23 protein-coding genes are annotated in these 25,033 nt (G+C 45.3%); 15 read left to right on the forward strand and 8 right to left on the reverse strand.

Translation table 11 applies throughout. From position 1 onward, the window contains the following. The first annotated feature begins 137 nt into the window (after window positions 1-137). From JMY03_RS03695 to JMY03_RS03710, 4 genes are all read left to right on the forward strand, one after another. The gene (locus JMY03_RS03695) at window positions 138-1,400 is read left to right on the forward strand and encodes a phosphoribosyltransferase domain-containing protein (protein WP_201601148.1); all 1,263 of its coding nucleotides are present in this window, start codon (window positions 138-140) and stop codon (window positions 1,398-1,400) included. Beyond that, window positions 1,397-2,227 carry an HAD hydrolase family protein gene (locus JMY03_RS03700; protein WP_201601150.1) on the forward strand — a complete coding sequence of 277 codons (831 nt, stop codon included), beginning with the start codon at window positions 1,397-1,399 and terminating at the stop codon, window positions 2,225-2,227. The genes JMY03_RS03695 and JMY03_RS03700 overlap by 4 nt, the downstream gene beginning before the upstream one ends. 14 nt (window positions 2,228-2,241) lie before the next feature. Then, window positions 2,242-3,405 (forward strand): cysteine protease StiP domain-containing protein, encoded by a 1,164-nt coding sequence (locus tag JMY03_RS03705; protein WP_201601152.1) that lies wholly within the window; start codon window positions 2,242-2,244, stop codon window positions 3,403-3,405. Window positions 3,406-3,491: 86 nt separating this feature from the next. Then, window positions 3,492-4,547 (forward strand): HpcH/HpaI aldolase/citrate lyase family protein, encoded by a 1,056-nt coding sequence (locus JMY03_RS03710; RefSeq protein ID WP_201601154.1) that lies wholly within the window; start codon window positions 3,492-3,494, stop codon window positions 4,545-4,547. 42 nt (window positions 4,548-4,589) lie between these two features. On the opposite strand, the gene JMY03_RS03715 is transcribed toward JMY03_RS03710, so the two are convergent. Continuing rightward, window positions 4,590-5,411, reverse strand: coding sequence for an alpha/beta fold hydrolase (locus tag JMY03_RS03715; RefSeq protein WP_025647436.1), 822 nt, complete (start codon window positions 5,409-5,411; stop codon window positions 4,590-4,592). A 329-nt stretch (window positions 5,412-5,740) separates the two neighbouring features. On the opposite strand from JMY03_RS03715, the gene JMY03_RS03720 reads away from it, so the two are divergent. Beyond that, a complete protein-coding gene (locus JMY03_RS03720) occupies window positions 5,741-6,538 on the forward strand; it encodes an enoyl-CoA hydratase/isomerase family protein (protein ID WP_201601156.1) in 798 nt (265 codons plus the stop codon). Window positions 6,539-7,081: 543 nt separating this feature from the next. Here JMY03_RS03720 and JMY03_RS03725 read toward each other — a convergent pair. Together JMY03_RS03725 and acnB are read right to left on the reverse strand one after the other, a co-directional pair. Continuing rightward, a complete protein-coding gene (locus tag JMY03_RS03725) occupies window positions 7,082-7,528 on the reverse strand; it encodes a PACE efflux transporter (RefSeq protein ID WP_201601158.1) in 447 nt (148 codons plus the stop codon). A 217-nt stretch (window positions 7,529-7,745) separates the two neighbouring features. Beyond that, window positions 7,746-10,349 (reverse strand): bifunctional aconitate hydratase 2/2-methylisocitrate dehydratase, encoded by a 2,604-nt coding sequence (gene acnB, locus JMY03_RS03730; protein WP_201601160.1) that lies wholly within the window; start codon window positions 10,347-10,349, stop codon window positions 7,746-7,748. A 390-nt stretch (window positions 10,350-10,739) separates the two neighbouring features. Between acnB and JMY03_RS03735 the strand changes: the two genes are divergently transcribed. The 4 genes from JMY03_RS03735 to mtnP all read left to right on the forward strand — a co-directional run bounded on the left by JMY03_RS03735 (window position 10,740) and on the right by mtnP (window position 13,984). Beyond that, entirely contained in the window at window positions 10,740-11,159 is a 420-nt protein-coding gene (locus tag JMY03_RS03735; protein WP_201601161.1) for a carboxymuconolactone decarboxylase family protein, read from the forward strand. Between the two features lie 117 nt (window positions 11,160-11,276). Continuing rightward, window positions 11,277-12,320 (forward strand): lipoyl synthase, encoded by a 1,044-nt coding sequence (lipA, locus tag JMY03_RS03740; RefSeq protein ID WP_025646366.1) that lies wholly within the window; start codon window positions 11,277-11,279, stop codon window positions 12,318-12,320. Between the two features lie 182 nt (window positions 12,321-12,502). Next, window positions 12,503-12,976: a GFA family protein gene (locus JMY03_RS03745; protein ID WP_201601165.1), complete on the forward strand. Its 474-nt coding sequence runs from the start codon at window positions 12,503-12,505 to the stop codon at window positions 12,974-12,976. Between the two features lie 111 nt (window positions 12,977-13,087). Next, entirely contained in the window at window positions 13,088-13,984 is an 897-nt protein-coding gene (gene mtnP / locus JMY03_RS03750) for an S-methyl-5'-thioadenosine phosphorylase (RefSeq protein WP_201601168.1), read from the forward strand. 68 nt (window positions 13,985-14,052) lie between these two features. On the opposite strand, the gene JMY03_RS03755 is transcribed toward mtnP, so the two are convergent. The 5 genes from JMY03_RS03755 to JMY03_RS03775 all read right to left on the reverse strand — a co-directional run bounded on the left by JMY03_RS03755 (window position 14,053) and on the right by JMY03_RS03775 (window position 18,800). Beyond that, window positions 14,053-14,691: a TIGR04282 family arsenosugar biosynthesis glycosyltransferase gene (locus tag JMY03_RS03755; RefSeq protein ID WP_201601171.1), complete on the reverse strand. Its 639-nt coding sequence runs from the start codon at window positions 14,689-14,691 to the stop codon at window positions 14,053-14,055. A gap of 84 nt (window positions 14,692-14,775) precedes the next feature. After that, a complete protein-coding gene (locus JMY03_RS03760; RefSeq protein ID WP_201601173.1) occupies window positions 14,776-15,486 on the reverse strand; it encodes a TIGR04283 family arsenosugar biosynthesis glycosyltransferase in 711 nt (236 codons plus the stop codon). Window positions 15,487-15,495: 9 nt separating this feature from the next. Beyond that, window positions 15,496-16,317, reverse strand: a complete 822-nt coding sequence (locus tag JMY03_RS03765; RefSeq protein WP_201601175.1) for a DUF547 domain-containing protein — start codon at window positions 16,315-16,317, stop codon at window positions 15,496-15,498. A gap of 57 nt (window positions 16,318-16,374) precedes the next feature. Then, on the reverse strand, window positions 16,375-17,352 hold the full coding sequence (gene arsS, locus JMY03_RS03770; RefSeq protein ID WP_025646373.1) for an arsenosugar biosynthesis radical SAM (seleno)protein ArsS: 978 nt from the start codon (window positions 17,350-17,352) through the stop codon (window positions 16,375-16,377). A gap of 236 nt (window positions 17,353-17,588) precedes the next feature. After that, on the reverse strand, window positions 17,589-18,800 hold the full coding sequence (locus tag JMY03_RS03775; RefSeq protein WP_201601177.1) for an FAD-dependent oxidoreductase: 1,212 nt from the start codon (window positions 18,798-18,800) through the stop codon (window positions 17,589-17,591). Window positions 18,801-19,173: 373 nt separating this feature from the next. Here JMY03_RS03775 and JMY03_RS03780 point away from each other — a divergent pair, with 373 nt between their 5' ends. From JMY03_RS03780 to JMY03_RS03805, 6 genes are all read left to right on the forward strand, one after another. Continuing rightward, window positions 19,174-20,115 carry an alpha/beta fold hydrolase gene (locus tag JMY03_RS03780; RefSeq protein WP_201602122.1) on the forward strand — a complete coding sequence of 314 codons (942 nt, stop codon included), beginning with the start codon at window positions 19,174-19,176 and terminating at the stop codon, window positions 20,113-20,115. Window positions 20,116-20,299: 184 nt separating this feature from the next. After that, on the forward strand, window positions 20,300-21,121 hold the full coding sequence (dapD, locus tag JMY03_RS03785; RefSeq protein ID WP_201557083.1) for a 2,3,4,5-tetrahydropyridine-2,6-dicarboxylate N-succinyltransferase: 822 nt from the start codon (window positions 20,300-20,302) through the stop codon (window positions 21,119-21,121). A 469-nt stretch (window positions 21,122-21,590) separates the two neighbouring features. Further along, on the forward strand, window positions 21,591-22,322 hold the full coding sequence (gene queE, locus JMY03_RS03790; RefSeq protein ID WP_201601179.1) for a 7-carboxy-7-deazaguanine synthase QueE: 732 nt from the start codon (window positions 21,591-21,593) through the stop codon (window positions 22,320-22,322). A gap of 143 nt (window positions 22,323-22,465) precedes the next feature. Next, window positions 22,466-23,626 carry a multidrug resistance efflux transporter family protein gene (locus JMY03_RS03795; RefSeq protein ID WP_201601182.1) on the forward strand — a complete coding sequence of 387 codons (1,161 nt, stop codon included), beginning with the start codon at window positions 22,466-22,468 and terminating at the stop codon, window positions 23,624-23,626. A gap of 80 nt (window positions 23,627-23,706) precedes the next feature. Continuing rightward, a complete protein-coding gene (locus JMY03_RS03800) occupies window positions 23,707-24,342 on the forward strand; it encodes a trimeric intracellular cation channel family protein (RefSeq protein ID WP_201601184.1) in 636 nt (211 codons plus the stop codon). A gap of 25 nt (window positions 24,343-24,367) precedes the next feature. Beyond that, complete coding sequence (locus tag JMY03_RS03805; protein WP_025646379.1) at window positions 24,368-25,030, forward strand: trimeric intracellular cation channel family protein; 663 nt, start codon at window positions 24,368-24,370, stop codon at window positions 25,028-25,030. The last annotated feature ends 3 nt before the right edge of the window (window positions 25,031-25,033 follow it).

The following is a 25,033-nucleotide window of genomic DNA, read 5'->3' on the forward strand; positions in this document are numbered from 1 at the left end:
TACGACGATTTGTAAGCAGTAGTGATAAGTCAAAAAGCACTTCAACAAGCCGTTAAATAAGAAATCAAACCCTTAGATAAATGGGACAAAATCTCGACTATAAAAACCGCTTTAAATAGTTAGGTTAAGGAATATGAATGTCAGCTAAACCACAAAGTACGACCATTACTCTGCCTCGCGGCGCACTAGATCTCACTTATCAGACTCATAACAAAAATGATAATACATATCAGCTCAAAGACTTGCTTGGCTTTGCGCAGCGGATCAATCCCAAACGAGCATTCTTATTCGTCTCCAAGGTCTTAGGTCGCCATATTCCTGTCGCGCCTAGCATCATGCGCGGCGCTTTTACCGATTTGGCAAACTTAGTACCGGATAATCTGCCTGAGCCTATTTTGGTCGTTGGTATGGCAGAAACAGCGGTAGGACTATCGGCAGGCGTGCATCAAGCGCTACAAACGCGCTACCCAGATGCTTTACTACTAAACTCTACCCGTCACGCTCAGCATAACGAAGACAATGACGAAGCGTTATTCACTACCTTTAGCGAAGATCATAGTCATGCCAGCCAGCATTTGATTTATCAAAGTCGCGATAAAAACATACAATCGCAGCTCCTCGCCAGCAGAACCTTAATCATGGTCGATGATGAAGCCTCAACTGGTAATACCTGCGTCAATGTAGTGACCGCACTACGTCACGCTGGTCTAAGCCAGTTAAAACAAGTGCATCTGACGACTTTGGTGGATTGGTCACTCAATCAAGAGGCAACTGACCAAGAGGTAACTGACGACGATGACCACATCTCTACTCGCATGCCTAATATCGACTTTCAACGTCATCATTTATTATCAGGCGCTTGGCAGTGGACAGACGCGCCGAACCCTGAGCCTATCACTATGCCTGTAGTCGATACCACCGAGGCAGGCTCGCAGCCGTTGGGTAATACAGGCAATTGGGGACGATTTCCAACATTGGATAGTACGGATGGCTTTGACGGTTACTTAGAGCGTTTCCAGCAAGCTTTTGCATACTTCGATGATAAGCGGAATTTTGATAAAGGTAAGCTACCCAAGCGGATTTTAGTATTAGGCAGCAATGAGTTTGTCTGGTTACCGTTTTTATTAGCCGAGTGGCTGGAGGCTAAAACCAAAGAGGTCAGCCAAAATTCAACGGTTAAATTCAGCGCATTAACGCGCTCGCCCATTGCGTTAGGTGGCGCTATTCACACGATGCTCAGCTTCCATGATAACTATGGCCTTGGTATGACAAACTTTGTCTATAATGTTGAGCCAAAAGACTGGGGCTTGATTGTGCTGTGTGTGGAGACCGCTAGCGATAGCGTGGATAGTATGTGGCAAGGTTTAGATAATGTATTGGTTGTAGGGGCAGATCTATGACTATCTCTTTCTTTCAAGCGAGTCCTGATATAATAAAGCCCTACGCGCTCATGGATTTAGACGATACGCTATTTCAGACGCAGCGCAAAATAGATGCGTGGAATTTGCCAACGTCCAAAGCTGAAAACTTAGTGTGTGCGAGTGTCAATAAACAGGGCGAGCCGCTGAGCTTTATGAGTCAGCGACAAGCAAGCTTTGTTAATTGGTTATTAGCGAGTACTGAGTTGATAGTGGTCACTGCCCGCGATCGCAAAGAGATCAAACGGGTGAGACTGCCCTTTGATAGTTGGCAGGTATTGACTCATGGGGCGATTGTTTTAACTCAAGAAGGCAAGCTTGAGACGCAGTGGCAGCAGCGCATGTATAGCAAGCTTGCGCCATTGCAGGAGAAGCTGGGGCAGCTAAGCCAGTTATTTACGCAGCACAGCAGCAGCGACAACAGCCATTTAAAGTTTACCGCGCATAAAGATCATTTTAATAACGGCACTGAAAATAAAGAACTGACCATCTATCTTGCTATCAAACACGCGCAAAAAAATCATCAAGCTCTGATACAGCTCGCTGAGCAGTTGCCTAAATTGATACGAAACTTTGATCAAGACTTCTATGTGCATGTCAATGCAAATAACTTAGCCATTTTGCCGCATGCTGTGCACAAGCGTCATGCGGTAGAGTTCTTGCTAGAGCAGCACTTAGAGAGCAGCAGGCCAAGCTTTGGCTTTGGTGATAGCTTAGCCGATTTGCCGTTTTTGCAGCTACTAGACTGGTACGGGATGCCCAATCATGGTCAGCTACATGATCAATATAATCCTCAACATTTAAAATAACTATAGAGCCTGCAATGACGAAAGCTAGAACAAAAGACTTACAGAGATTTGGCTCAGGCAGCTATTTAGCTGATGATGTCACGGTGCTCCTAGATGTCGTTGACAAAGACGCGGTCGCTGATGTACCGGTCAGCAAAAAAGAAGCGCTGATCCAAAGCGGGCAGCGGCACTACTCCGATATGCTCACCTTAGAGCAAGCACCAACTGCTAAGCATGAGCAGCTATATCTGCAAGCGCTTGAGCAAGGTAAAGTGCGCATGGCTAGCGATATTGCTAATTTGGCTTACTCCTTACAGCAGACTTTTAAACAAACCGTTAGTAGCGAAAACCCATTAATATTAGTCAGTTTAGTCAGAGCCGGACTGCCTATTGGTGTGCTATTACAGCGCGCTTTAGCGGATACCAATAGCGCTTATGCCTTGCCATCTAAACACTATGGCATGAGTATCATTCGCGATCGTGGTCTTGATCCAGTCGCCTTGCAGCTCATATTGGACAGCCATCCTCATAGCCCTATCGTTTTCGTTGATGGTTGGACCGGCAAGGGCGCTATCTATCAAGAGCTAGCGCGTAGCCTGAATCCATTTAATGATGATAACCACGTCAACTTTGCTAACATTTTTCATCAAGGTGAGAGTGTTATACCGCTACTTACCCTTGCCGATCCCGCTGGCGTCGCTTGGTTAGCTGCGAGCGAGGAGGACTGGCTGATACCATCTGGACTATTAAACAGTACGGTATCTGGATTGATCTCGCGCTCGCTTTATACTGATCCAAAGTCAGGTCTACATCGCGCTATTTTTTATGATAACTTTGTCGCTATCGATCACAGCTTAGCCTTTATCGAGCATATTGAGTCAGCGCGGCACCTCTTAACGACAACACCTGAGCATTTAGCGACCTTTGCGCAGCCTAGATATAGCACCCAAAGCATTGTCGATAAAATAGCCAAGGAATACAATATCGGTAACCGCAACCGCATCAAACCGACGATAGCCGAGGCGACTCGCGCTATATTACGCCGCGATCCTGACCGTATCTTACTGGCGAGCGCCGATCATCCTGACACCACATTATTACGACACTTATGCCATGATAGAGACATTGAAATCAGCATATTAGGTGCTAAAATATTACCTTATCAAGCGATTACCCTTATCAAAAAGCGCATTAGCTAGGCTTAACGTGTCAGCACCTCAGCGCTTTGTATTTCCGCGATTTCTCTTACCCCTTATACTCTCTTTAACTAATTATGATACCGACTATGCCAGATAATTCTAATAATGAGTCAAACCTATATAATTACACGCAGTCTTATGAGCACCTCATCACTGAGCGCCACGCTTTGCTAAAGCCGCATACTCATCACCCTTATCAGTTAGGCGCAAGCTTATATATGCCAGCGACTCGGCAAGATATCTGGCAAGTCATCAAGCGGGATAAATTACCGACGATTAATAGTATTATTATTTGTGTTGAGGACGCCGTCAGCCATGATGATGTGGAGCTAGCACTACAAAGACTGCAAGAGCTGCTCAACACTTGGGCGGCGCATATTGATAGTATCAATGATCCTTCGACGCCTCAGAACAATAAGCAAGAGCAGCCGACGCGTCCTTTAGTGTTTGTGCGTCCGCGTAATCCGATGATGCTACAAAAGCTGGCTCATTATAAGCATATTGAACTGCTCGATGGTTTTGTGATGCCAAAGGTAGATATGTGCAGCTTATCTAATTGGCGCATGGCTTGTCAGAACCTCAGCACCGACCAGCTGCTAATGCCGACTTTGGAGACAGCGGCGCTGTTTAATCCGCATCATAATCAAGAGCTGGCCATTGGCTTTAAAGAAGCGTTCAGTCAGCCTGTTTTTGCTTTGCGTATCGGCGGTAATGACCTATTTGCCGCGTTACGTCTGCGCCGTCCTAAGAACAGTATCGTCTATGACACTCCTATCGGTACTTTGGCTTATCAGCTGCTTGGCTGCTTTGTACCGCATGGCTTTTATTTGACCGCGCCGGTATTTGAGTACTTAGACCAGCCTACGCTATTTATGCAAGAGTTGACTCGCGATGTCAGCTTAGGCTTGGTGGGTAAAACCGTCATTCATCCCAATCAAATTGCCTTAGTACAGCAAGCGTATTGCGTACCGGCGAGCACCTTAGATGAGGCGCAAGCGATACTCCATAGCGAGGCCAAAGCCGTATTTAAATATAACAATACTATGCTGGAGCCAGCCACACACCGCGCTTGGGCGACAGAGATTATTAATCGTGCAAAAGTATTTGGCACCATCAATAATAACAATACAGAGTATAGCTAACGGCTGTAATTGGCTCTAACTGAGAAGCGGTAGCCTAACTGATTAATACCAGCCTTCAATCTTATCCAAAAACTCACCTAATACTCTATTGACTTGCTCAGGCTCTTCAACAGTTGAGGTATGACCCGCACCTTTAATCACTGCAAGCTTAGAGCCATCGATAGCAAAGTGCATGCGCTCCGACTTATCATAAGGGGTTGCCGCATCTTCGTCACCGACGATGATCAAAGTCGGCGTTTGGATACTGCCTAACTGCTCATAGACTCCTTTGCGATCGATTACGCCTGTTGTTGCCTTAACCGTGCCGCCTTTACGATTACTCTGCAGCATAGATAACCATGCTTTGCGATCGGCCTTACGCTCTTTGGCTTGTAAAAAGGTGCTGCCAAACATAATCGGCATCACCTTTTGACTGACCCGCTTCATACCAAGCCAGCGAATCGCTTTCATTAATTTACGGTATTGAGGGACGTTTTTGGGATCCTCAGCATCCGCTGAAGTCTCAAGCAAAGATAGCGACAATAAGCGCTCAGGATGGTGTATCGCGATACGCTGCGCCACAAACCCGCCCATAGATAAGCCAACAAAATGACACTTATCGATATCTAGAGCGTCAAGTAAGCCAATGGTGTCTTTAGTTAAATTATCCATATCATAGCCGTCTTTGGTAATCTGCGACTGCCCTTGTCCGCGAAAATCAAAGGTAATACAGCGATAGTCCTTTTTAAAATGCTCGACTTGTTTGTCGTACATTCTACCGCTCCAAAGCAGCCCATGAGCGAAGACAATTACGGGCTTTTGATGATCATTGGGCGCGCTGTCTTCATAATAAATGTCGGCATTATTTACTGTAATCGTTGGCATAACTCTTCCTTGTTTATGTGGTGACTGTTGAATCTATGCGTAACTCTATACGAATGTTCAAATGAGCATATCATTATGTCTAACTTCGTATAATTAGCATAATTTACAACGCCTAAGTTTAGTAGTGATATTTGTAAATAGTAGCTTGTATCGACTACTAAAGATGGCGCAGAGGTGCACTAAATCATATTTTAGAGCGCCCCCTAACCTGCTATAGTAATTAGCTTGAGTATTAGCCGTAGCATTAGTAACTGGCATTGAGCTATTGGTTAGCTCATTGCCAGTCAGTTAGATTTACTTAACCCCTAACGATTACAAGGATGACCCTTATGTCACAAGCGCTTGTCGATTATCAAGTAACCAACCACATCGCCACTATCACTATGAACGATCCCAAAACCCTGAACGCTTTTAGTACGCCGTTGAAAGGTGCGATTATGGAAGCGCTTGATAAGGCAGATCAAGATAATGAAGTACGCGTGATCGTCTTACAAGGCAGCGGCAATAACTTCTCTAGTGGTGGTCATATCGGCGAGATGCTAGAGAACGGTATGGAGTCAGAAGCGCTCGTGGCTAAGCTTGATTTTATGCTGCGCGAAGTTGCTGAGGTCAGCCTAAAGTTGCGTAATATCCATAAACCTATCATTGCCAAATTAGAAGGCGCGGTGGCGGGCGCAGGTATGAACTTAGCGCTGACCTGTGACTTTCGTATCGCAGCTGATAATGCCAAATTTGTGCAAGCCTTTGTCAATATCGGCCTAATCCCTGACGCAGGCGGTATTTATTTACTCAATCAATTGGTTGGCGCGGCGAAAACGACCGAGCTTGTGATGCTTGGTGATAAGCTTAAAGCCGATGACGTCGCAAGATTAGACTTAGTCAATAAAGTGGTCAGCGCCGAGGAACTTGACAATGAAGTGAACGTCCTAGCCACACGCTTAAGCCAACTACCGGGTAAGGCGCTGGCCTCTATGAAGCATATGATCAACATTCATGCGTTTTCAGGACTTAATGAAGCGCTAGGCATGGAGGTCGAGCAACAAAACATCATGGCTCAGACTGATGATTTTAAGGAAGGGATTACAGCGTTTATGGAAAAGCGCAAGCCGGTTTATAAAGGGAAGTAAAACGTCTAGTTTAGTTTGTTTTTTACACCTTAGTAGTTTTAATATAGGGCGTGTTGAACATTCGACCATGGCACTGACAGAGACTATTTTTTAGGCGATTTGCAGATAAAAATGGTAAGTTTAGTCGTTCTAAGCGTCTATTTTTATCAATAAAGCGGCAAAAAATAGTCTTGTCCCTGTTGTTATCGTGAGGGCTGATGCTAAAATCGTCCTAGTCGTTGTGACTATTTAAATAAAATCAGCTAGCCAATGCAATAAGCATTACCTGCAATTTTAACGACGACTAGAACACAGCTTTGATAAACTAGTAGCGATCAGCAGTGCGCATTTGTGAATGTTCAACACGCCCTAGTCAATCAATATTAAAAGTGGTACAAGGCAGACGAGTGCAAGTACTACAGTAGTAGGCTAAACGAGTCTAACGCCGTAACACTTTAATAGTGGTTCGACTATATAACCAAAAAGGCTACCATTAGGTAGCCTTTTACTCTTCTAAATTCTCATAAATAAAAGATGCTTCATAATGATTTTATACAGTAAGATTTATTGAAAAGTAGAAGCGCTTTTATATTGATGCGGTAGAGTAAAAACCTTGTCAAAGATTAAAGTAAAAATGAAAGTGTATACCAAGAAAAACAGCAGTAACGCCGCCTCCATCGTAAAGGCTTTGAGCAAACCGACATCGTACCAAGTCATATAAATCGGCAAGCAAACCAATACCAAGCCGCCCTCAAAACCTAGTGCATGAATGCTGCGTATCAGTAACGTGCGCTTAGCCACTTGCCGGCGCTGCTCCCAAGCTTCAAAGACAGTGTTAAATATAAAATTCCAAATCACAGCAGCCAATGATACTATCACCGCCACTGGCAAAGACTCTGCGGTATCACTACCACTGAGCATCATCAATATACAAGTGGATGAGATAATCGCGATGATTTCAAAGACAGTCACATAGACGATGCGACGTTTGAGAGGGGATAAAGTAATCAACCGAGACTCCAAAGCACCTAAATGATAAGTGCATAATTAAAGTCTCGGTCCGTCCCGAGATAGAAAAAGTAAAAAAGTGCAGAGCCACGGTTTCCGCCTGCCTTTATATTATACAGAAGGTAGTGAGAGAAATCAGCCAGTGTGTTTAAACCGAAAAACCCCGCATCATTTTGATACGGGGTTTCTTTTTATCTTATTAATTAGCTTGAAAGCAAGATTAAGTCAACTGAGCAACATTAATTTTATCCGCTTCTTCAGTGTACTCTTCCATACGATCGAAGTTCATGTACTGATACACTTCCTCGCCCATGCTGTTAAGCATGCCAGCGTACTGCTGGTATTCGTCGTTAGTTGGCAGTTTACCCAGTACTGCAGCGACTGCAGCAAGCTCAGCTGACGCAAGATAAACGTTTGCGCCTTGACCCAAACGGTTCGGGAAGTTACGAGTCGACGTCGATACCGCAGTAGATTTCGGTGCGATACGTGCTTGGTTACCCATACATAGTGAGCAGCCTGGCATCTCAGTACGAGCGCCGGCTTGTGCGTAGACGTTGTAATAACCTTCTTCCATCAACTGACGGGCATCCATCTTAGTTGGTGGTGCGATCCATAGACGAGTCTTCAGGCTACCCGCTGGGACGTCTTGTAGCAGTTTACCTGCCGCGCGGAAATGACCGATGTTGGTCATGCACGAACCGATAAATACTTCGTCAATGGTGTCGCCAGCCACGTCTGCTAGAGTCTTGGCATCGTCTGGATCGTTCGGGCAGCATAGGATTGGCTCTTTGATCTCGTTCATATCGATAGTCATATCGATGGCGTATTCAGCGTCTGCATCAGCACGCATCAGGCTTGGGTTGGCAAGCCAGTCTTGCATTTGCTCGATACGGCGGCTGATGGTACGCGCGTCGCCATAACCTTCAGAGATCATCCACTTAAGTAGGGTGATGTTTGAGTTTAGGTACTCAGTCACCGACTCTTCAGATAGCGTGATAGTACAACCGGCAGCACTACGCTCAGCTGAGGCATCAGATAGCTCAAACGCTTGCTCAGCAGTTAGGTCTTCTAGACCTTCGATCTCAAGGATACGACCGTTGAACTCGTTGATTTTGCCTTTTTTATCGACCGTCAAGTAACCTTCTTTGATCGCTTGGTAAGGAATAGCATGGACTAGGTCACGTAGCGTGATACCAGGCTGACGCTCACCGACGAAGCGCACACGCACAGACTCAGGCATATCTAGTGGCATCACACCAGTGGCTGCAGCAAAGGCTACCAGACCAGAACCCGCTGGGAACGAGATGCCCATTGGGAAACGCGTGTGCGAATCACCACCAGTACCAACGGTATCTGGCAGTAGCATACGGTTCAGCCAAGAGTGAATGATACCATCGCCCGGACGTAAGCTGACGCCGCCACGGTTCATGATAAAGTCAGGTAGCGTGTGCTGAGTCTCAACGTCAACTGGCTTTGGATAAGCAGCGGTGTGACAGAATGACTGCATGACGAGGTCTGCTTGGAAACCTAGGCACGCCAAGTCTTTTAGCTCATCACGCGTCATTGGACCTGTGGTATCTTGAGAGCCAACGGTAGTCATTTTTGGCTCACAGTACATGCCCGGACGTACGCCTGGTAGACCACACGCTTTACCGACCATTTTTTGCGCGAGTGTAAAGCCTTTACCAGTATCGGCTGGCTCTTCTGGCTTGGCGAATACGTCTGAATGACCCAGACCCATGTACTCACGAGCACGGTTAGTGAGACCACGACCAACGATCAATGGAATACGGCCACCAGCACGCACTTCGTCAAGTAGCGTTGGCGAGTTTAGTTTGAACTCTGAGATGATCTCGTCTGAGTCATGCTTAGTGATTTTGCCGTCATGTGGGTAGATGTCAAACACATCGCCCATGTTTAGGTTATCGACAGCTACTTTTTCGATTGGCAAGGCGCCAGAATCTTCCATCGTATTAAAGAAGATAGGAGCGATATTGTTACCCAGTACCAGACCGCCGCCGCGTTTGTTTGGTACGTTTGGAATATCTTCGCCCATCAGCCATAGCACTGAGTTGGTCGCAGACTTACGGCTAGAGCCGGTACCGACGACGTCACCAACGTACGCAAGTGGATGGCCTTTTTCTTTTAGCTCATCAATAAGGTTCATTGGACCGCGCACGCCCTCTTCGTCAGCAGTAATGCCGTCACGAGAGTTTTTGTGCATGGCAAGCGAGTGCAGTGGAATATCAGGACGGCTCCACGCGTCTTGCGCAGGAGATAAGTCATCAGTGTTGGTTTCGCCTGTGACTTTAAAGGTTGTATAAGTAGATTTCTTTGGTACCTCGTCACGGTTCAAAAACCACTCAGCGTCAGCCCAAGACTGAATCACTTCTTTTGCGATGTCGTTACCGGCTTCGGCTTTTTCAGTCACGTCATTGAACGCGTCAAATACGAGCAAAGTTTTCTTAAGCGCTTCTGCCGCATCTTGAGCAACTTCTTCATCATCCAATGCTGCCACTAATGGCTGTACGTTGTAGCCGCCTTGCATGGTGCCTAGAATTTCAACCGCTTTTTTCTTATCGATAAGTGGTGAGCTCGCCTCGCCTTTAACGATAGCGGCCAAAAATGCAGCTTTTACATAAGCGGCTTGGTCAACGCCAGCTGGAATACGGTTTTCTAGCAGGTTCATTAAGAACGCTTCTTCGCCCGCTGGTGGGTTTTTTAGTAGCTCAACCAACTGGGCTACCTGCTTTTCATTTAGTGGAAGCGGTACAGTTCCTAGCTCAGCACGTTCTTCGACATGTTTACGATAAGCTTCTAACACAATAATTGTCCTCGTAGTTGGGCTAGTACATTGCGTGAGTAGTCAGAATGACTGCCTTCGTCGATGCACTATAGGAAATAATTAAGGGAATGTGGTCATTGAAATATTTGTGCTGCAATGATAGCTTAAAACGCTCAAAAAGTTAATGGCTTAGGCTGCAAAAGGCGTAGAATCAAGCCATATTCAATATTTATTATAAAAATAGTAGTGGCTACTAGAGTAAATATTAGACATATAAGTTCAATGCACTCGAAAACTAACGATTCAATATTAACTCATGGTTCAATATTAACTCATGATTCTATATTAAATAGCATCATGACATTAAATAATATCAAGACCGACTCGGCGAACGGTTCCGATTCAATTTTAAAAGTTAAGGATAATAAAATGAGCAATAATAATGAGCACTCAAACTATAAAAAAGGGTTAAAAGTGCGCACTGAGGTCATGGGCGAGGCTCACGTTAAGCGCTCACTCGATGCCGCCACAGCCTTTACTCAGCCCTTACAAGATTGGATCATTGAGCACGCTTGGGGCACCACTTGGCAAGACGATAGCGTCTTACCGCGTAAGTATCGCTCCTTGGTTACCTTAGGATTTTTGATTGCGCAAAAGAGCCCAAATGAGCTAAAAGGTCATATCAGAGGCGCGATTAACAATGGCGCAACTGTCGCCGAGATTCGTGAGGTACTCATGCACAGCCTGCCTTACTGCGGCGCGCCTGCTACCCAAGAGGCTTTTCGCGCGGCTATCGAAGTGTTTAAGGAGATGGGTATAGATATTGATAACTTAAACAAAAAGCCATAGCACAAAGGGTTGAATAATAAACCCTGAGCGCAATATCTGCTATAATAAAGACACCTTTAAAGCATACTGATAATTCCATAAACCCTTATACTATAAAGGGTTAAGAGATCATTGATTATGACTACTGCCGTACAAACCCATGTTCCTGCGCCAAGAGTAAAACCTAAAAAAGCCATTCAAGGTGAAAAGCTGCGTGGCTACGATAAAGTCGCGCGCATCCCGATTAAAGTAATCCCGACAGTCGAAGCGAAGCAAAAGCCGGATTGGATTCGAGTAAAAATGTCCTCACCTGCTGAGGTGGCGCGTATCAAAGCCAAACTACGCGAACAAAAGCTCTATACTGTTTGTGAAGAAGCCGCTTGCCCGAATCTTGCGCAGTGCTTTGGTGACGGCACCGCCACCTTTATGATTATGGGTGATATCTGTACTCGCCGCTGTCCGTTCTGTGATGTCGGTCATGGTCGCCCTAATGAGCTAGACAAGGATGAGCCGCGTCATACCGCCGAGACTATTCAAGGTCTTGAGCTCAAATATGCAGTGATCACCTCAGTCGATCGCGACGATTTAAAAGATGGCGGCGCGCAGCATTTTGTCGAAGTACTCAACGAATCACGGGCGCTAAGCCCAAACTGCCTGATCGAAATCTTAGTGCCTGATTTCCGTGGCCGTATGGATATTGCCTTAGACTTACTCACCGAAACAGCTCCTGATGTGTTTAACCATAATATCGAAACCGTGCCACGTCTATACAAAGCCTTCCGTCCAGGTTCTGATTATCAGCACTCGCTCGATCTGCTCAAGCTTTATAAAGAACGTCGCCCTGATATCGCGACCAAATGCGGCTTTATGGTTGGCCTCGGCGAGACCGAAGAAGAGGTCTATGCGCTACTTGATGATCTCAAAGCGCATGATGTCGATATGATTACGGTGGGTCAATACTTGCAGCCGAGTAAAAATCATGCTCCTGTCGATCGCTATGTGCATCCGGACGAGTTTCAGCGCTATATGGACTATGGCAAAAAGATCGGCTTCTTTAGCATTTGGGCCGGTCCCATGGTACGCTCAAGCTACTTTGCCGATCGCCAGTATTACGGTGAAGATTGCCCTGCGCCGATTCGTAGTAAAAAGGCGCTTGAGGCGGAAGGTAAGCTTGGCTGTTAAGAATGGATTGATAATAAAAAATGGAGACCCGGCTTGGGTCTCTTTTTTTATGCTAATGATTAGCATAAGTCCTTAGCAACTCTACTTAAAGCCACTACACTGCCGGATACAGAAAATGCTATATTTTGTCTTAATGAATTTCATAGATACCTACCGCTAATTTTATAAAAAAGGACTACCTTATGAGTGACGACTTCACCCCGCAAGAAGGCTCTTGTTCCTGCTATAGCAATACTTATACCATCAACCATACTCCTATGGCTCGCTTTATTTGTCACTGCACGATTTGTCAGGACTATACCGGTAAAGCTTATAATGATGTGACGGTTTTACTAAAGTCAGACCTTAGCGAAGTGCAGATTGATAAAACCCGCTTTCGTAGTTGGAAAATGCCGCCTAATATCAGCCGCGGACTGTGTAAGCGTTGTCATAAGCCTAGTATAGAGACGGCGGTAGGCGGCAATCTGGTATTAATCCCTACTGATAATTATCCTGATAAAGCGGCCTTGCCAGAGCCTGCTATGCACCTATTTTATAATCGCCGTATCAGAGACGTGGATGATAACTTGCCTAAATACGAAGGCTTTGTACAAAGTCAAAGCATGGTGGTTAAGGAGTTGGCTCAAGGGCTGTATAAAAGAGTTACCAAACGCTAATGGTTATCGTCAACCGCTCGGTTTAGTATTTTAATCGCTATTTTATCTTAAAAGACAAGCGTTACTGATAATTATAATGACTCGTTTTTAACTCCTCCATCTGGGACTGATATGATTTCAACCTTAGTAGAAGACACCGCTCATTTATCCGCCGACATTGCCATTATCGGCGGTAGCGGCTTATATCAGATGCAAGCGCTAAGCAATAAGCGTCAGGTAACAATCTCAACGCCTTATGGTAAGCCATCTGATGACATTGTCATGGGTGAGCTAAATGGCGTAACTGTCGCTTTTTTGACCCGCCACGGTCAAGGGCACAGATTTAGCCCGTCAGAAGTTCCCTACCGCGCTAATATCTATGCGCTAAAAACTTTGGGCGTACGCTATGTCATTTCAGTCTCAGCGGTAGGCTCACTACGAGAGCATCTCAAACCTTTAGATATGGTCATTCCAGATCAGATGATCGATATGACCAAACAGCGAGCCAGTACCTTTTTTAGTGAGGGAGCGGTGGCGCATGTAGCAATGGCCGATCCTTTATGTGTGGCGCTTGGTGGGGTGTTAAAGCGCGCTTATAGTCAGGCAAATATTAGCGAAGGCCAATGTCATAGTACCGCGACTTACCTCTGTATCGAAGGGCCGCAATTTTCTACTCGCGCTGAGTCCAATTGGTATCGACAGATGAATGCTGACATCATTGGCATGACCAATATGCCAGAGGCTAAGCTTGCACGTGAAGCGAGCATGGCGTATGCTACGCTTGCGCTAGTGACAGATTTTGATTCATGGCATCCAAGTGAGGAAGATGTCAGCGCTGATTATGCGATTCAAAACCTTATGAAAAACGCCGATAACGCGCAGCAAGTGGTCAAACAAGCCGTGGCTTTACTTGCCAGCGAGCAGCCTGACTCTATTGCTCATACCGCGCTAGCGCAAGCGTTAGTCACCCCTATTGAGGCGATGAGTATTGAGGTTAAGACCAAGCTTAATGCGTTATTGCCCAAGTAATATCGACCTCTATCACAAAAAAAAGCCATCAAATAGTTGATGGCTTTTGCATTTGTCATAATCGTAAATTAATAATCCTTAAGCTCATAACCATCAAGCCATCCTGCAGGCAGATATTGTAAATCCTCTGGCTCATCGATATCAGGTAGAGGTTGTAGCGAAGCTAATGACCAATTTAGATCTTTAATACGCTGCTTAGTCACTGCTGCCACATCACTGACGCTCCACGTCATATTGGTAAATAGGTGCGCGTTTATTTGCCTAAAGCCAAGCAGTACGTAACCACCATCAAAAGCAGGAATCATGACGCTATTTAAGTTGTCTAACTGCTGCGCGGCATCTTGAATCACTGCCGCCGTCAAACTGGGACAATCGCTTCCTATTAACAACACCTTTTTAAACTTTGCCAAAGCTTGCGTACTAGCCGTGTACATACGCTCTCCTAAATCACCATCGGCTTGTGCTGACCATGTCAATGACTCTGGTAGATTCAGCGTTTGCCAGCAAGGAGTATTAGGAGGGGGACTGACACATAATTCAACGCTAAAGCCCGTTGCTAACGCTTGCTCTACGCTATGTAGTAATAGCTGCTTTGCCATTTTTGCTGCACCATCAATGCCAAGCGCAGGTTGCAAGCGGGTTTTTGCCATGCCTTTAGCAGGGAATTTAGCGAATAGGATAATGCAGGTATTTTGTTCTTGAGTCATATTAAGAGTTTTCTATATTTAATCCACTATACAACAAACCCAGTGTTAGCATAGCTGTATTATTCTGATTTAGGCTTATCTATATTACTTATAATAACGCGCTTTAATGTTGTCCGCCGAGACGCCGCGCCAATAATCAAAACGCAGCTGCCACATCAGCAGTATCGTGCGGCAAGTGCCATGCTGCTCCCAGCGCCTCGCCGAGGTAATGACTTTAGTCTTTAGACAAGCAGGTTTAGACTTTGCTTTAAGCTGCTTGCATAGTTCAACATCTTCCATCAGCGCTTGCTGAGGATAGCCGCCAACTTGCTCAAAAAGCTTACGGGTAATAAAAATCGCTTGATCACCAGTTGCGATACTTGTGAGTCGTGAGCGTAAGTTTATCATATGGCTGACCACCCAAAGCATCGGCTGACGACTGTTTAACTTAACGTTAAAACGCCCCCACTCTGATTTTTGCATAGCGGTTTGGATATCTGCAACAGCGTGAGTGGGCAGCTCAGTATCAGCGTGTAAAAATAGTAGTATGTCGCTTGTTGCTAAGGACGCGCCTTTGTTCATCTGCCGCGCACGACCTGCTTGTGACTTAACCACTTGCCAATTAATAGCTGACTGATTACTGTTATTTAAATCTGCAATAAACTTTTGTGCCCATTCGAAGGAATCATCGTTTGAACCGCCATCAACCAAGATAATTTGCTGCGGTGATGGGTTTAGCCCAGCGATATGAGTAAACAAATGAGGCAGATTATTTGCCTCATTGAGTATAGGAACGATAATAGAAACCGTGGACATGCTATCTCACTACTTCTTGTTCAAATTCCAATTATAATTGGTATAACTGATCTTAGTCTTGCCGCTTTTTAAGTCAGCAGTTTGTGATTTATTAAGACCGAGCGGTGAGTTATAACGAGCCAAAAACCCTTCTAAATCTTTAGTGCCGCGCCAATTACTCTCAAAGTCCTCTTTATACCACTTAAATATTGGCGAGATCTCAAGTGTGCTGCCCTTGAGACGGTTACGACTACTATCGGCGAGGAAATTGCGGGTGACTTGCTCTAATTGTTTATCGAGTTTACTGCCTGTGTAAGCATCATCCAACAATGCAGGACAACCAATGCTGGCACAGTTCACCGCAAAGTGAATACGCGGCTCATTATAGCGCCCAGAACCGCGAATCAGGTTGTGCTCGATATCATCAAGCGAGCGCTTTTTACCCAGTACGTTGACAAAGTCTTGTTTCCAAGGCGAGCTAAATATACCGCCGATATCTTTAATCGACTTTATATTAGGGTACTTAGTCAGCACTAAATCCACAGTACCCGCATTATAGACGTTGATTAAAAACGCCAATTGCTCATCTTTGCTCCAGCGGTTAAACTCAGACCGACTGACCGTAGCCGTCGCTGCCAAATAGCCATCAAGCTTGCTTTGGTCCGCTTTCATGCCATTGTAATTAACGACAGATGCTTTGCCCCCGTTGGTCATAGTGACGTTTTTATTTAATAAGCTATCCCAAGTACTGTGATTAAAATCAGCATAGGCAGCGCTTGATAGCATAAGACTTGCGGCAATAAGGGCTTTGGTCGTTAAAGCTTTAGAAAATGAAGTTTTAGTTATAAGCATGAGATGAGCTCCGTTAATGCTGATAAGTTTTTTAAATCAAAATGCTTAGAACTAGCTCTAAGCCACACTTACTTTTTCGTCTTCTAAAGCGCCGCCGCAGCTACTACCTTGCCCTGCTGTGCAGCCGTAACAATGGTCACCGATAGCGATATCGTCACCAGTAGGATTTTGGGTGAGCAGGTCGCGCAAATGCTGGCGCGATTTATTGGGTACAGGCATCTCAAGCTGTTGATTAAAGTCACAATCGAACAGCTCGCCGAGCCAATTAACACTAATAGTCGAGCGGCACATCACCTCTTTAAGATTCCCCGCATCATAGTTATCTTTGAGCAAATCCATATAAGGATGGAATTCGTTCTTAGCCAATAGTACCGCACCAAAACGTTGAATCGGCATATTGGTCAACGCAAAAAGCTGATTAAACTCTATATTAAAGTGCTCTTTTAATTCACGTTTATAGTCCGCCTCTAGCATCTGCTGATTGGGCGGTAAGGTCGCGCCTTGTGGGTTATATACTAGATTTAAAGTCAGACCTGTATCTGCACGTCCATAACCCAAAGCATTAAGCTTATGTAGCCCTAAAATACTGTCGTCAAACGCGCCTTTGCCGCGCTGCTTATCGACGTTCTCAAGTGAATAACAAGGCAGTGAGGCGACCACTTCGACGCCATTATCCGCTAAGAACTGCGCCGTATCCTCAAAACCTTCTTCCATCAAGATCGTCAAATTACAGCGATCAATGACTTTAACGCCAAGTTTACGAGCCTCGACGACTAAGTATTTAAAATCGTCGTGCATCTCGGGTGCGCCGCCGGTCAAATCAAGCGTATCGATATTTTGCGCTTGCAGTACTTTTAAAATCAGCTCAACCAACTCGCGCGACATCATCTCGGTACGATAAGGGCTTGCTGCCACATGACAATGCACGCAGGACATATTGCACAGGTACCCTAGATTGACTTGCAGCGTGGTTAATTTACGGCGCTTAATAGCAGGAAAATCCGTATGTTCAAGCAATTCAATAGTGGATTTCATAGCGTATGACCTTTGGATGATAATGGTTTTAATCTTTGATATTTGCTGCGTATACAAGCAGAATATAGGAATAATTTAAAGATGAATAGCTTTTTTGAGTGTTAACTCATTTATTATTACACTGTTTAATTATTCTATTGTAACGCGCAGTGGTAGTCAGTGTAACTAAATAATCAATAGTGCTAAGCTATTGTTTTATAAATTAATATCTTTAATGTGGTTCGTGCAGCCTCTACTTATTTTGCGTTGACAAAACGCTTGTCGATATAGCGCTTAAGATACCAAATCCAGCGTCCCTGCGCGCTGAAATTGCCCCAACTGCCGATTGCGTACTTGTCACCGCAAGCGAGCAAATACAAAGTGCGGTTTTTGGGTCGATAGCTTTTTAACTTATCTCCTACTAAATAAGCCAGTAAGTTATCCGCTTCCACTTTGCCACCAAATACTGCATGCACCCCAGAATGTGCCATCTCTCGATCCACGCGTGACGCCACATCGCCTACGGCAAAGACATTATCATGCGAAGTGCTTTGCTGCTTATCATTGACCGCAATAAAGCCCTTATCTACCGTTTCAAGGTTAGTCTGCGCGGCCCACGCCGAACCCATCACCCCAGTAGCCGCAATAGTCGCATCGGCCGCTAGCGTTTGCTTAGAGGTCGCTAATTTACCACCAGCTAAACCTTTGGCGCGCTCGTAGATAATCTCAATATTACGGCGCTGTAATTGCTTGATGACGCGAGAGCGAAAGCCTGCATCAAAGCCTGATAGCAGCTGCTCACCGCAAACCAAATAAGCTTGATGACTAGGATTAATTTGCTGCAAAGCAAACTGCGCGGCCATCACCAGCTCCGTTGCTGCAGCGCCTGCTCCGACTACTGCAACTTTATAATCACTCACTTGCTCAGCTTGCTTAAGGATCTGCTGCCACTGCTCGACGAAATTGAATATGGGCCTTACGGGAATTACGGTATTCTTTAGATTTTTATCTGCCAAATCTTTATCTATTAAGTCTTCATTAACTAGGCCGTCTGTATTAAGCCAAGTCATATCAGTATCTGCGCCTGTATTGAGCGACAGCAGCTCGTAATCAAAACGTTCGTCTTTAGCGTTTTTAGCGTCTTTAGCGTTTTTGACAGTAATAACCGTTTGAGTATCCGCATCGACCGCGATGATAGGTCGCTGTATTAGCGTCACGCCAGCACGTCTGCACAGCGCAGCGATATTGATACTGATCTCACTACGCTTATAATGAGAAGCCATCCAGCCCGGCAACATACCAGAATAAATCGTCTGCGGATGCTCAGTAATCACGCTTACTTCTACCTCCTGAAGAGTATCTAAACGCTTACGGGCAAGCCTACGTAGCAAACCTATATGAGCGTGCCCTGCTCCAGCGAGCAGTAGTTTTTTGTTCGGGCGCTGTTTTTTAGGGAATAGCTTTTTCATAACTTAGGCTTTTATGGATGATTAGAAAATATCGCTAAGATTACAACATAAGTTAATATAATTTTAAGTCAGTCTATTGTAGGATGGATAAAATGTTTGGCCATTAATATAGTAAGAATAATTTATCGAAGTCGTAAAAACCATCAAGGAAGGCAAAACGATATATGATCGCGCTAAGGCCAATGCAAGCGCGCAATAGGCCGTACTATAGTCAATCAATATTAAAAGTGGTACAAGGCAGACGAGTGCAAGTACTACAGTAGTAGGCTAAACGAGTCTAACGCTGTAACACTTTAATAGTGGTTCGACTATATTATAAACAGGCTGTATATTAACTATTTAACTTATCAAGGACCCTTATATGAATACTGCTATGAGCAATACTGAGCAAATTACTTCATCGAATACCAGCCATTATTTGCATCATACTTTCTTTACGCCAAAAGACAGCTCGGTAGATATAACCGCCACCCTACTAATCGTTCATGGCATGGCGGAGCACAGTGGTCGTTATAGCGATTTTGCGCAGTTCTTAGCAGATCACGGTATCGCTGTTGCCACTTATGATCAGCTCGGTCATGGTAAAACGGTCAAGTCAGAGAGTGAGTTTGGCTTCTTTGGTGAAGAGCACCCAGTGCAGTCGTTGCTAAAAGATGTAATTATCATGGCCGATAGCCTCAAGGCGAAGTATCCGGACGTGCCACACTTTATTATGGGTCATTCGATGGGCTCGTTTATTGTGCGTACGGTGATGAAGCATCATGCGCACAGTTTTGCTGGTGCGATCTTGATGGGTAGCGCTGATACTGATCCTTTAGCCAAGGTTATTTTACCTATTAATAAAGCGCTCGCCAAAATCGCTCCCAAAAAGCCAAATGCCGTGTTTGCTAACATCATGAATAAAATCTTTAATAGTAAGCTGAATAATCGTATTTCTTCTTCACAGTTTGCTTGGCTAACCGAAAACCAAGCCAGTATCGAAGCGTATGAAGCCGATCCTCTAACCGGTTTTGACTTTACTAATAATGGTTATTTAACACTATTTAACTTAATGGAATCTGGTCTAAACAAAAACTGGGCCGCGACTATTAATAAAGACTTTCCGATGCTGTTTATCAGCGGACAAAATGACCCTGTGGGTAATATGAGCAAAGGCGTACGCAAAGTGGTCAACCGCTTAAATGAGCAAAGCTTTAGTGAGGTGGACATCAAGCTATATCCGCATATGCGTCACGAGCCACTGCATGAACTTGAAAAACAGAGGGTTTATCAAGACATCTTGGACTGGATAAATAGTCATATCAACACTGTATAGCAGCAACTACTCTCAAGCTATAGAGTCACTATGTAATCAAGCGAATCTGTCTGAAGTGTCATTGCCAAATTGAGCTGACTAAAAGCCCATGATTTGCTAAAACCTATAAAATTGGCGACAATACCAGCAGCAAGTGATAGCTCTGTCTTTATCGTACTTTGAATATTAACTTTTAGGAATTTTTATGTCATTACAACAAACCATCGAACAAGCTTTTGAAAATCGTAACGAGTACAGCCCAGCCAATATGCCACAAGATGTCCGTGATGCTATCGAGCAAGTGCTTGAGCAATTAGACAATGGCAGCTTGCGCGTAGCAGAAAAAAAAGACGGCGAATGGGTCGTTAATCAGTGGGCCAAAAAAGCAGTGCTACTCTCGTTCCGTCTCAATGACAATTATGTGCAAGCTGCCGGCGAGCATGTGCAGTTCTATGACAAAGTACCGACCAAATTTGCTGATTGGAGTGAGGCGCAGTTTAAAGAAGCAGGCGTACGCGTCGTGCCACCAGCAGTCGCTCGTAAAGGCTCTTATGTCGCAGCAGGCGCGGTACTGATGCCATCATACGTCAACATCGGCGCTTATGTTGATCAAGGCGCGATGGTCGATACGTGGGCGACCGTTGGCTCTTGCGCGCAAATCGGTAAAAACGTCCATCTATCAGGCGGCGTGGGTATCGGCGGTGTGCTTGAGCCGCTACAAGCCAACCCGACTATTATCGAAGACAACTGCTTCATTGGTGCGCGCTCTGAGATCGTCGAAGGCGTTATCGTTGAGGAAGGCGCAGTCATCTCTATGGGCGTCTATATCGGTCAATCTACACGCATTTATGACCGCGAAACCGGTGAGATCCATCGCGGCCGTGTCCCTGCAGGTTCAGTCGTCGTTCCAGGCAGCTTGCCATCAGAAGACGGTACCCATAGCCTGTACGCTGCAATTATCGTAAAAAAAGTCGATGCGCAAACGCGTGCAAAAACAGCGGTTAATGAGCTGCTACGCTTAGACTAATCTGCTCGCGTATACGTTGATTTTTGTACCAAACCGTTTTTAGGGCGTGTCCTCAATTCAATCGATAGCCATCTAAATGGGCTAAAAATGGCTAAATCTGGCCAAACGGTGTCAAATAGCTGACTAATATCTCGATATTACTTGCGATATCTTCCTTGTTTGACTGCGATTTATCTCATTTTTATCACCATTTTTAAAATGAGGACACGCCCTAGTAAAATAACTTTATATACAGATGCTGGAGCATGGCTTCAGCATCTTTTTTTATATTTTAATTTTTTATGTATTAGCCGCAGCGTAATATCATTGGTTACGTTATAATTCACCGTGATTTTTTGCGCTATCCTCGCATAAAGCGGTCGCACCTACGACCTGACTTTTTGCACAAGCTTATCGCCGAGCGCTTTATTACCCTATCGCCTTATCAGCTCTTAATTGTCGTTGAAACTATATTGTATTTGAAACCATTATGAACCAGTCGCCGTTACGCACCGCCGCCATCCCTGTCACCGACCCGAGCGCAGGTCTGCGTTTGACAGAGATTTTTTACTCGCTACAAGGTGAGGCGCTGACCTCAGGCTTACCGACCATATTTGTCCGCTTAACCGGCTGTCCGCTCAGATGCGTCTACTGCGATACTGAGTATGCCTTTACAGGTGGCGAGCGTCAGTCATTAGATGCCATCATAGCGACGATCAAAACCTATCCGTGCAAGCGGATTTGTCTGACGGGCGGTGAGCCATTGGCGCAGCCCAATGCCATCGAGCTGATGCAACGCCTGCTCAGAGATGGCTATGAGATTTCCCTTGAGACGGCAGGGGCGCTGAGTGTCAAAGACGTACCAGCGGCGGTCAGCAAAGTCATGGATCTCAAAACCCCAAGCTCAGGCGAAGCTGATAAAAACCTTTGGTCAAATCTTGACCACTTAACCCAGCATGATCAGATTAAGTTTGTCATTATGAACCGCACTGACTATGACTGGGCAAAAGCCACACTCATTGAGCATCAGCTGGATAAACGCGTCGGCACGGTTTGGTTTTCGCCGATGTTTACTGTTGCAGATGATATCGATGACGCGGTCAGTCCAGAGGTGCCTGTGCTTGCCCGCGAGCTTGCCGAATGGATACTGACCGACGCCCTGCCAGTGCGCTTTCAGCTGCAATTGCACAAAATCATTTGGGCAGATGCCAAAGGTAAATAGTGAAAAGGCAAACAGTGAAAAGGCAAATAACGATAGGACATCGCCTCGGCGTTATCATAAACAGCTAAACAGCTGTATCAAGAGCACAAGAAAAACGGTATAAATCGCTCACACGACACGGAAATAAGTATAAGGGCACAAAGATGATCAAGCTAATACTACTCGGCTTATTAGCAGGGGCGTTTTTTAGCTCGACATTTATTTTAAATGAGATGATGAGCGCGGCAGGCGGCCACTGGTTTTGGTCGGCGAGTCTGCGCTATGTCTTTATGTGGCTGATAATCACCGGCATCATCTTGTTTCAGCAAGGGATGGGGCGCCTCAAAGCTTTGACAGCGGTCTTTTGTCAGCACTGGGTTTTTTGGTGCCTCACAGGCAGTATTGGCTTTGGGCTGTTTTATGCAGGTATCTGCTATGCCGCCGATCATGTGGCAGGCTGGGTGGTCGCGGCGACCTTTATGTTTACCGTCGTTACCAGCTTATTGGTGCTGATGGTCTTTGGCCAGCGTTTTGATAAAAAATTCATCCTTTATGCCCTTTTGGTGTTTGTTGGCGTGGTGATGGTCAATGTCAGTGAGGGCTTGCACGCCGCTGCACTTGCCGACACTGATATTGCCCATGCCGTCCCTATGGCACAGATGCTGCTCTATGGCGCACTGCCCGCCCTTATTGCCGCCTTTAGCTACCCGATTGGCAATCAGTTGGTCTGGCAAGTCACTCATAACTCCCGCACGCCAGCGTTACCCGCTGACTTGGCAGATCAGTCGCACGCCGTATCTGGCACTGCCGACACCCATGACGAGCCACTCACCTCTGAAGCTTATGATCTGCCGCCTACTTTATATGACACTAATACCACCAGCACCGCTCTAAATGCTCTGCCTGCCGCCGCACCTGCGCCGTCACTACTGCAAACTCTGATCCATCGTATTCCCTCGATTGAGACTACCTTACTACACAATGCCTTTAACAAAGTTTGGCTAATGACTCTGGGGAGTTTGCCATTTTGGCTACTTTTGGGCATGATAGTGCGACCCGAGTTGCCCGATAGCATACAAGTGTTCAATACATTGCTGGTGGCTTTGTTGGCCGGGGTGGCGGCTACTACTATATTTTTGTACGCGCGCGGTCAGGCGGTGACCTCAAGCGAAGTGGCTGGCGTCGATGCCACCCAAGCCAGTGAGGTGATATTTGCCCTTATCGGTGGGATATTATTACTGGGTAACTCGGTACCTTCAGCGATGGGTTTGCTCGGTATTGGTTTGATCATTATCGGGCTGATACTATTTGCTAAAGACGGTTAACCACAAAGCAAGCTTTTATTTATTATTGAATATAATTAACTATCTACCATAAAGAGCCGTCAGCATGGAAAAACATAACAATGGTTAATGACTTGATTTTTCCTGATATTTTATTATATCTGCTAGATATGGTTGGGGTGATTGCTTGCGCTATCGCCGGCACCTTGCTGGCTCAGCATAAAGGCTTTGATATCGCCGGTTGTATCTTAGTCTCTATGGTGAATGCGATTGGCGGCGGAACTTTGCGCGATATGGCTTTGGATCGCCACCCGCTATTTTGGATGACCGATCTCAATTATGTCATCGTCATCACCGCAACCTCCCTTACCCTACAAGTGTTTTTTCATCTGTATCATAAAATCGACAATGCGCTGAGGTTCTTTGATGCAATAGGGCTTGCCGCCTTTAGCGTTATTGGCTTTAAGGTCGCTCTTCATCAAGATATATCGCCTCTGATTGCCATTATGATGGGCGTTTGGACGGCTATTATTGGTGGCTTACTACGTGATATTATCTGCAATGAGATACCGCTTGTGCTGCAAAGAGAGATCTATATCACCGCGAGTATCGCAGGTTCCGTGACTTATCTATTGCTCGACTATTTAGGCCTAAACCCTGGGCTTAACGAGTTTATTATGCTCGGTGTTATCTTTGCCGTACGTATGTTAGCAGTAAAGTTTGACTGGCATCTGCCTTCCATTCGTCTCGTTGATTGATACTAATAACCACTTAGCCGCGCTTATGTTAAACATTGCTTTAGATACAACCTTAATCACTACTTTTAACCCGCGTTCGTTATTATATTTATTCGATATGATAGGTATCGTTGCGTGCAGTGTTTCTGGAACGATTTTGGCCAAGCACAAAAACTTCGATGTATTTGGCTGTTTATTGGTCTCAATTGTCACAGCGATTGGCGGTGGTACCGTGCGAGATGTGATCTTAGATAGGCATCCACTATTTTGGATGATGGATATGAGCTATCTGACAGTCATTACCATAGCTTCTATAACGACGCAGATATTTTTTCATCCCAACTCAAGGCGGGTTGATAAGTTTTTAAAACTCACTGATACCATTGGGCTATCAGCTTTTACGCTAATCGGTATCAAAGTTGCCGATAGCATGGGCGCTAATGTGCCCGTAGCCTTGCTATTAGGTGTTATTACGATCATTGTCGGTGGCATCATCCGCGATATGATCTGTAATGAGATCCCGTTGGTACTACAACAAGAGATCTATATCAGTGCCGCTTTAGCTGGCGGTATTTTGTACTTCGCCTTGTACAATTTGGGGGTAGCAGTTTGGGTTGCAGATATCTGTACTATGAGTGCTATCTTTAGCATTCGTATGTTAGCTATTCGCTACGATTGGCAGTTCCCTTCCTTAGAATGGCGGCGTTAGACT

This window comes from Psychrobacter submarinus, assembly GCF_904846685.1.
Taxonomy (GTDB): domain Bacteria; phylum Pseudomonadota; class Gammaproteobacteria; order Pseudomonadales; family Moraxellaceae; genus Psychrobacter; species Psychrobacter submarinus.

Bases quoted from the DNA above. Each gene is read 5' to 3' on its own strand.
- JMY03_RS03700 (WP_201601150.1), top strand. From the start codon at position 1,397: ATGACTATCTCTTTCTTTCAAGCGAGTCCTGATATAATAAAGCCCTAC.
- JMY03_RS03735 (WP_201601161.1), top strand. From the start codon at position 10,740: ATGAGCAATAATAATGAGCACTCAAACTATAAAAAAGGGTTAAAAGTG.
- mtnP (WP_201601168.1), top strand. From the start codon at position 13,088: ATGATTTCAACCTTAGTAGAAGACACCGCTCATTTATCCGCCGACATT.
- JMY03_RS03710 (WP_201601154.1), top strand. From the start codon at position 3,492: ATGCCAGATAATTCTAATAATGAGTCAAACCTATATAATTACACGCAG.
- JMY03_RS03775 (WP_201601177.1), bottom strand. From the start codon at position 18,800: ATGAAAAAGCTATTCCCTAAAAAACAGCGCCCGAACAAAAAACTACTG.
- JMY03_RS03745 (WP_201601165.1), top strand. From the start codon at position 12,503: ATGAGTGACGACTTCACCCCGCAAGAAGGCTCTTGTTCCTGCTATAGC.
- JMY03_RS03780 (WP_201602122.1), top strand. From the start codon at position 19,174: ATGAGCAATACTGAGCAAATTACTTCATCGAATACCAGCCATTATTTG.
- JMY03_RS03760 (WP_201601173.1), bottom strand. From the start codon at position 15,486: ATGTCCACGGTTTCTATTATCGTTCCTATACTCAATGAGGCAAATAAT.
- JMY03_RS03695 (WP_201601148.1), top strand. From the start codon at position 138: ATGTCAGCTAAACCACAAAGTACGACCATTACTCTGCCTCGCGGCGCA.
- JMY03_RS03715 (WP_025647436.1), bottom strand. From the start codon at position 5,411: ATGCCAACGATTACAGTAAATAATGCCGACATTTATTATGAAGACAGC.
- dapD (WP_201557083.1), top strand. From the start codon at position 20,300: ATGTCATTACAACAAACCATCGAACAAGCTTTTGAAAATCGTAACGAG.
- JMY03_RS03805 (WP_025646379.1), top strand. From the start codon at position 24,368: ATGTTAAACATTGCTTTAGATACAACCTTAATCACTACTTTTAACCCG.
- lipA (WP_025646366.1), top strand. From the start codon at position 11,277: ATGACTACTGCCGTACAAACCCATGTTCCTGCGCCAAGAGTAAAACCT.
- JMY03_RS03755 (WP_201601171.1), bottom strand. From the start codon at position 14,691: ATGACTCAAGAACAAAATACCTGCATTATCCTATTCGCTAAATTCCCT.
- arsS (WP_025646373.1), bottom strand. From the start codon at position 17,352: ATGAAATCCACTATTGAATTGCTTGAACATACGGATTTTCCTGCTATT.
- JMY03_RS03720 (WP_201601156.1), top strand. From the start codon at position 5,741: ATGTCACAAGCGCTTGTCGATTATCAAGTAACCAACCACATCGCCACT.
- JMY03_RS03800 (WP_201601184.1), top strand. From the start codon at position 23,707: ATGGTTAATGACTTGATTTTTCCTGATATTTTATTATATCTGCTAGAT.
- queE (WP_201601179.1), top strand. From the start codon at position 21,591: ATGAACCAGTCGCCGTTACGCACCGCCGCCATCCCTGTCACCGACCCG.
- JMY03_RS03795 (WP_201601182.1), top strand. From the start codon at position 22,466: ATGATCAAGCTAATACTACTCGGCTTATTAGCAGGGGCGTTTTTTAGC.
- JMY03_RS03765 (WP_201601175.1), bottom strand. From the start codon at position 16,317: ATGCTTATAACTAAAACTTCATTTTCTAAAGCTTTAACGACCAAAGCC.
- JMY03_RS03705 (WP_201601152.1), top strand. From the start codon at position 2,242: ATGACGAAAGCTAGAACAAAAGACTTACAGAGATTTGGCTCAGGCAGC.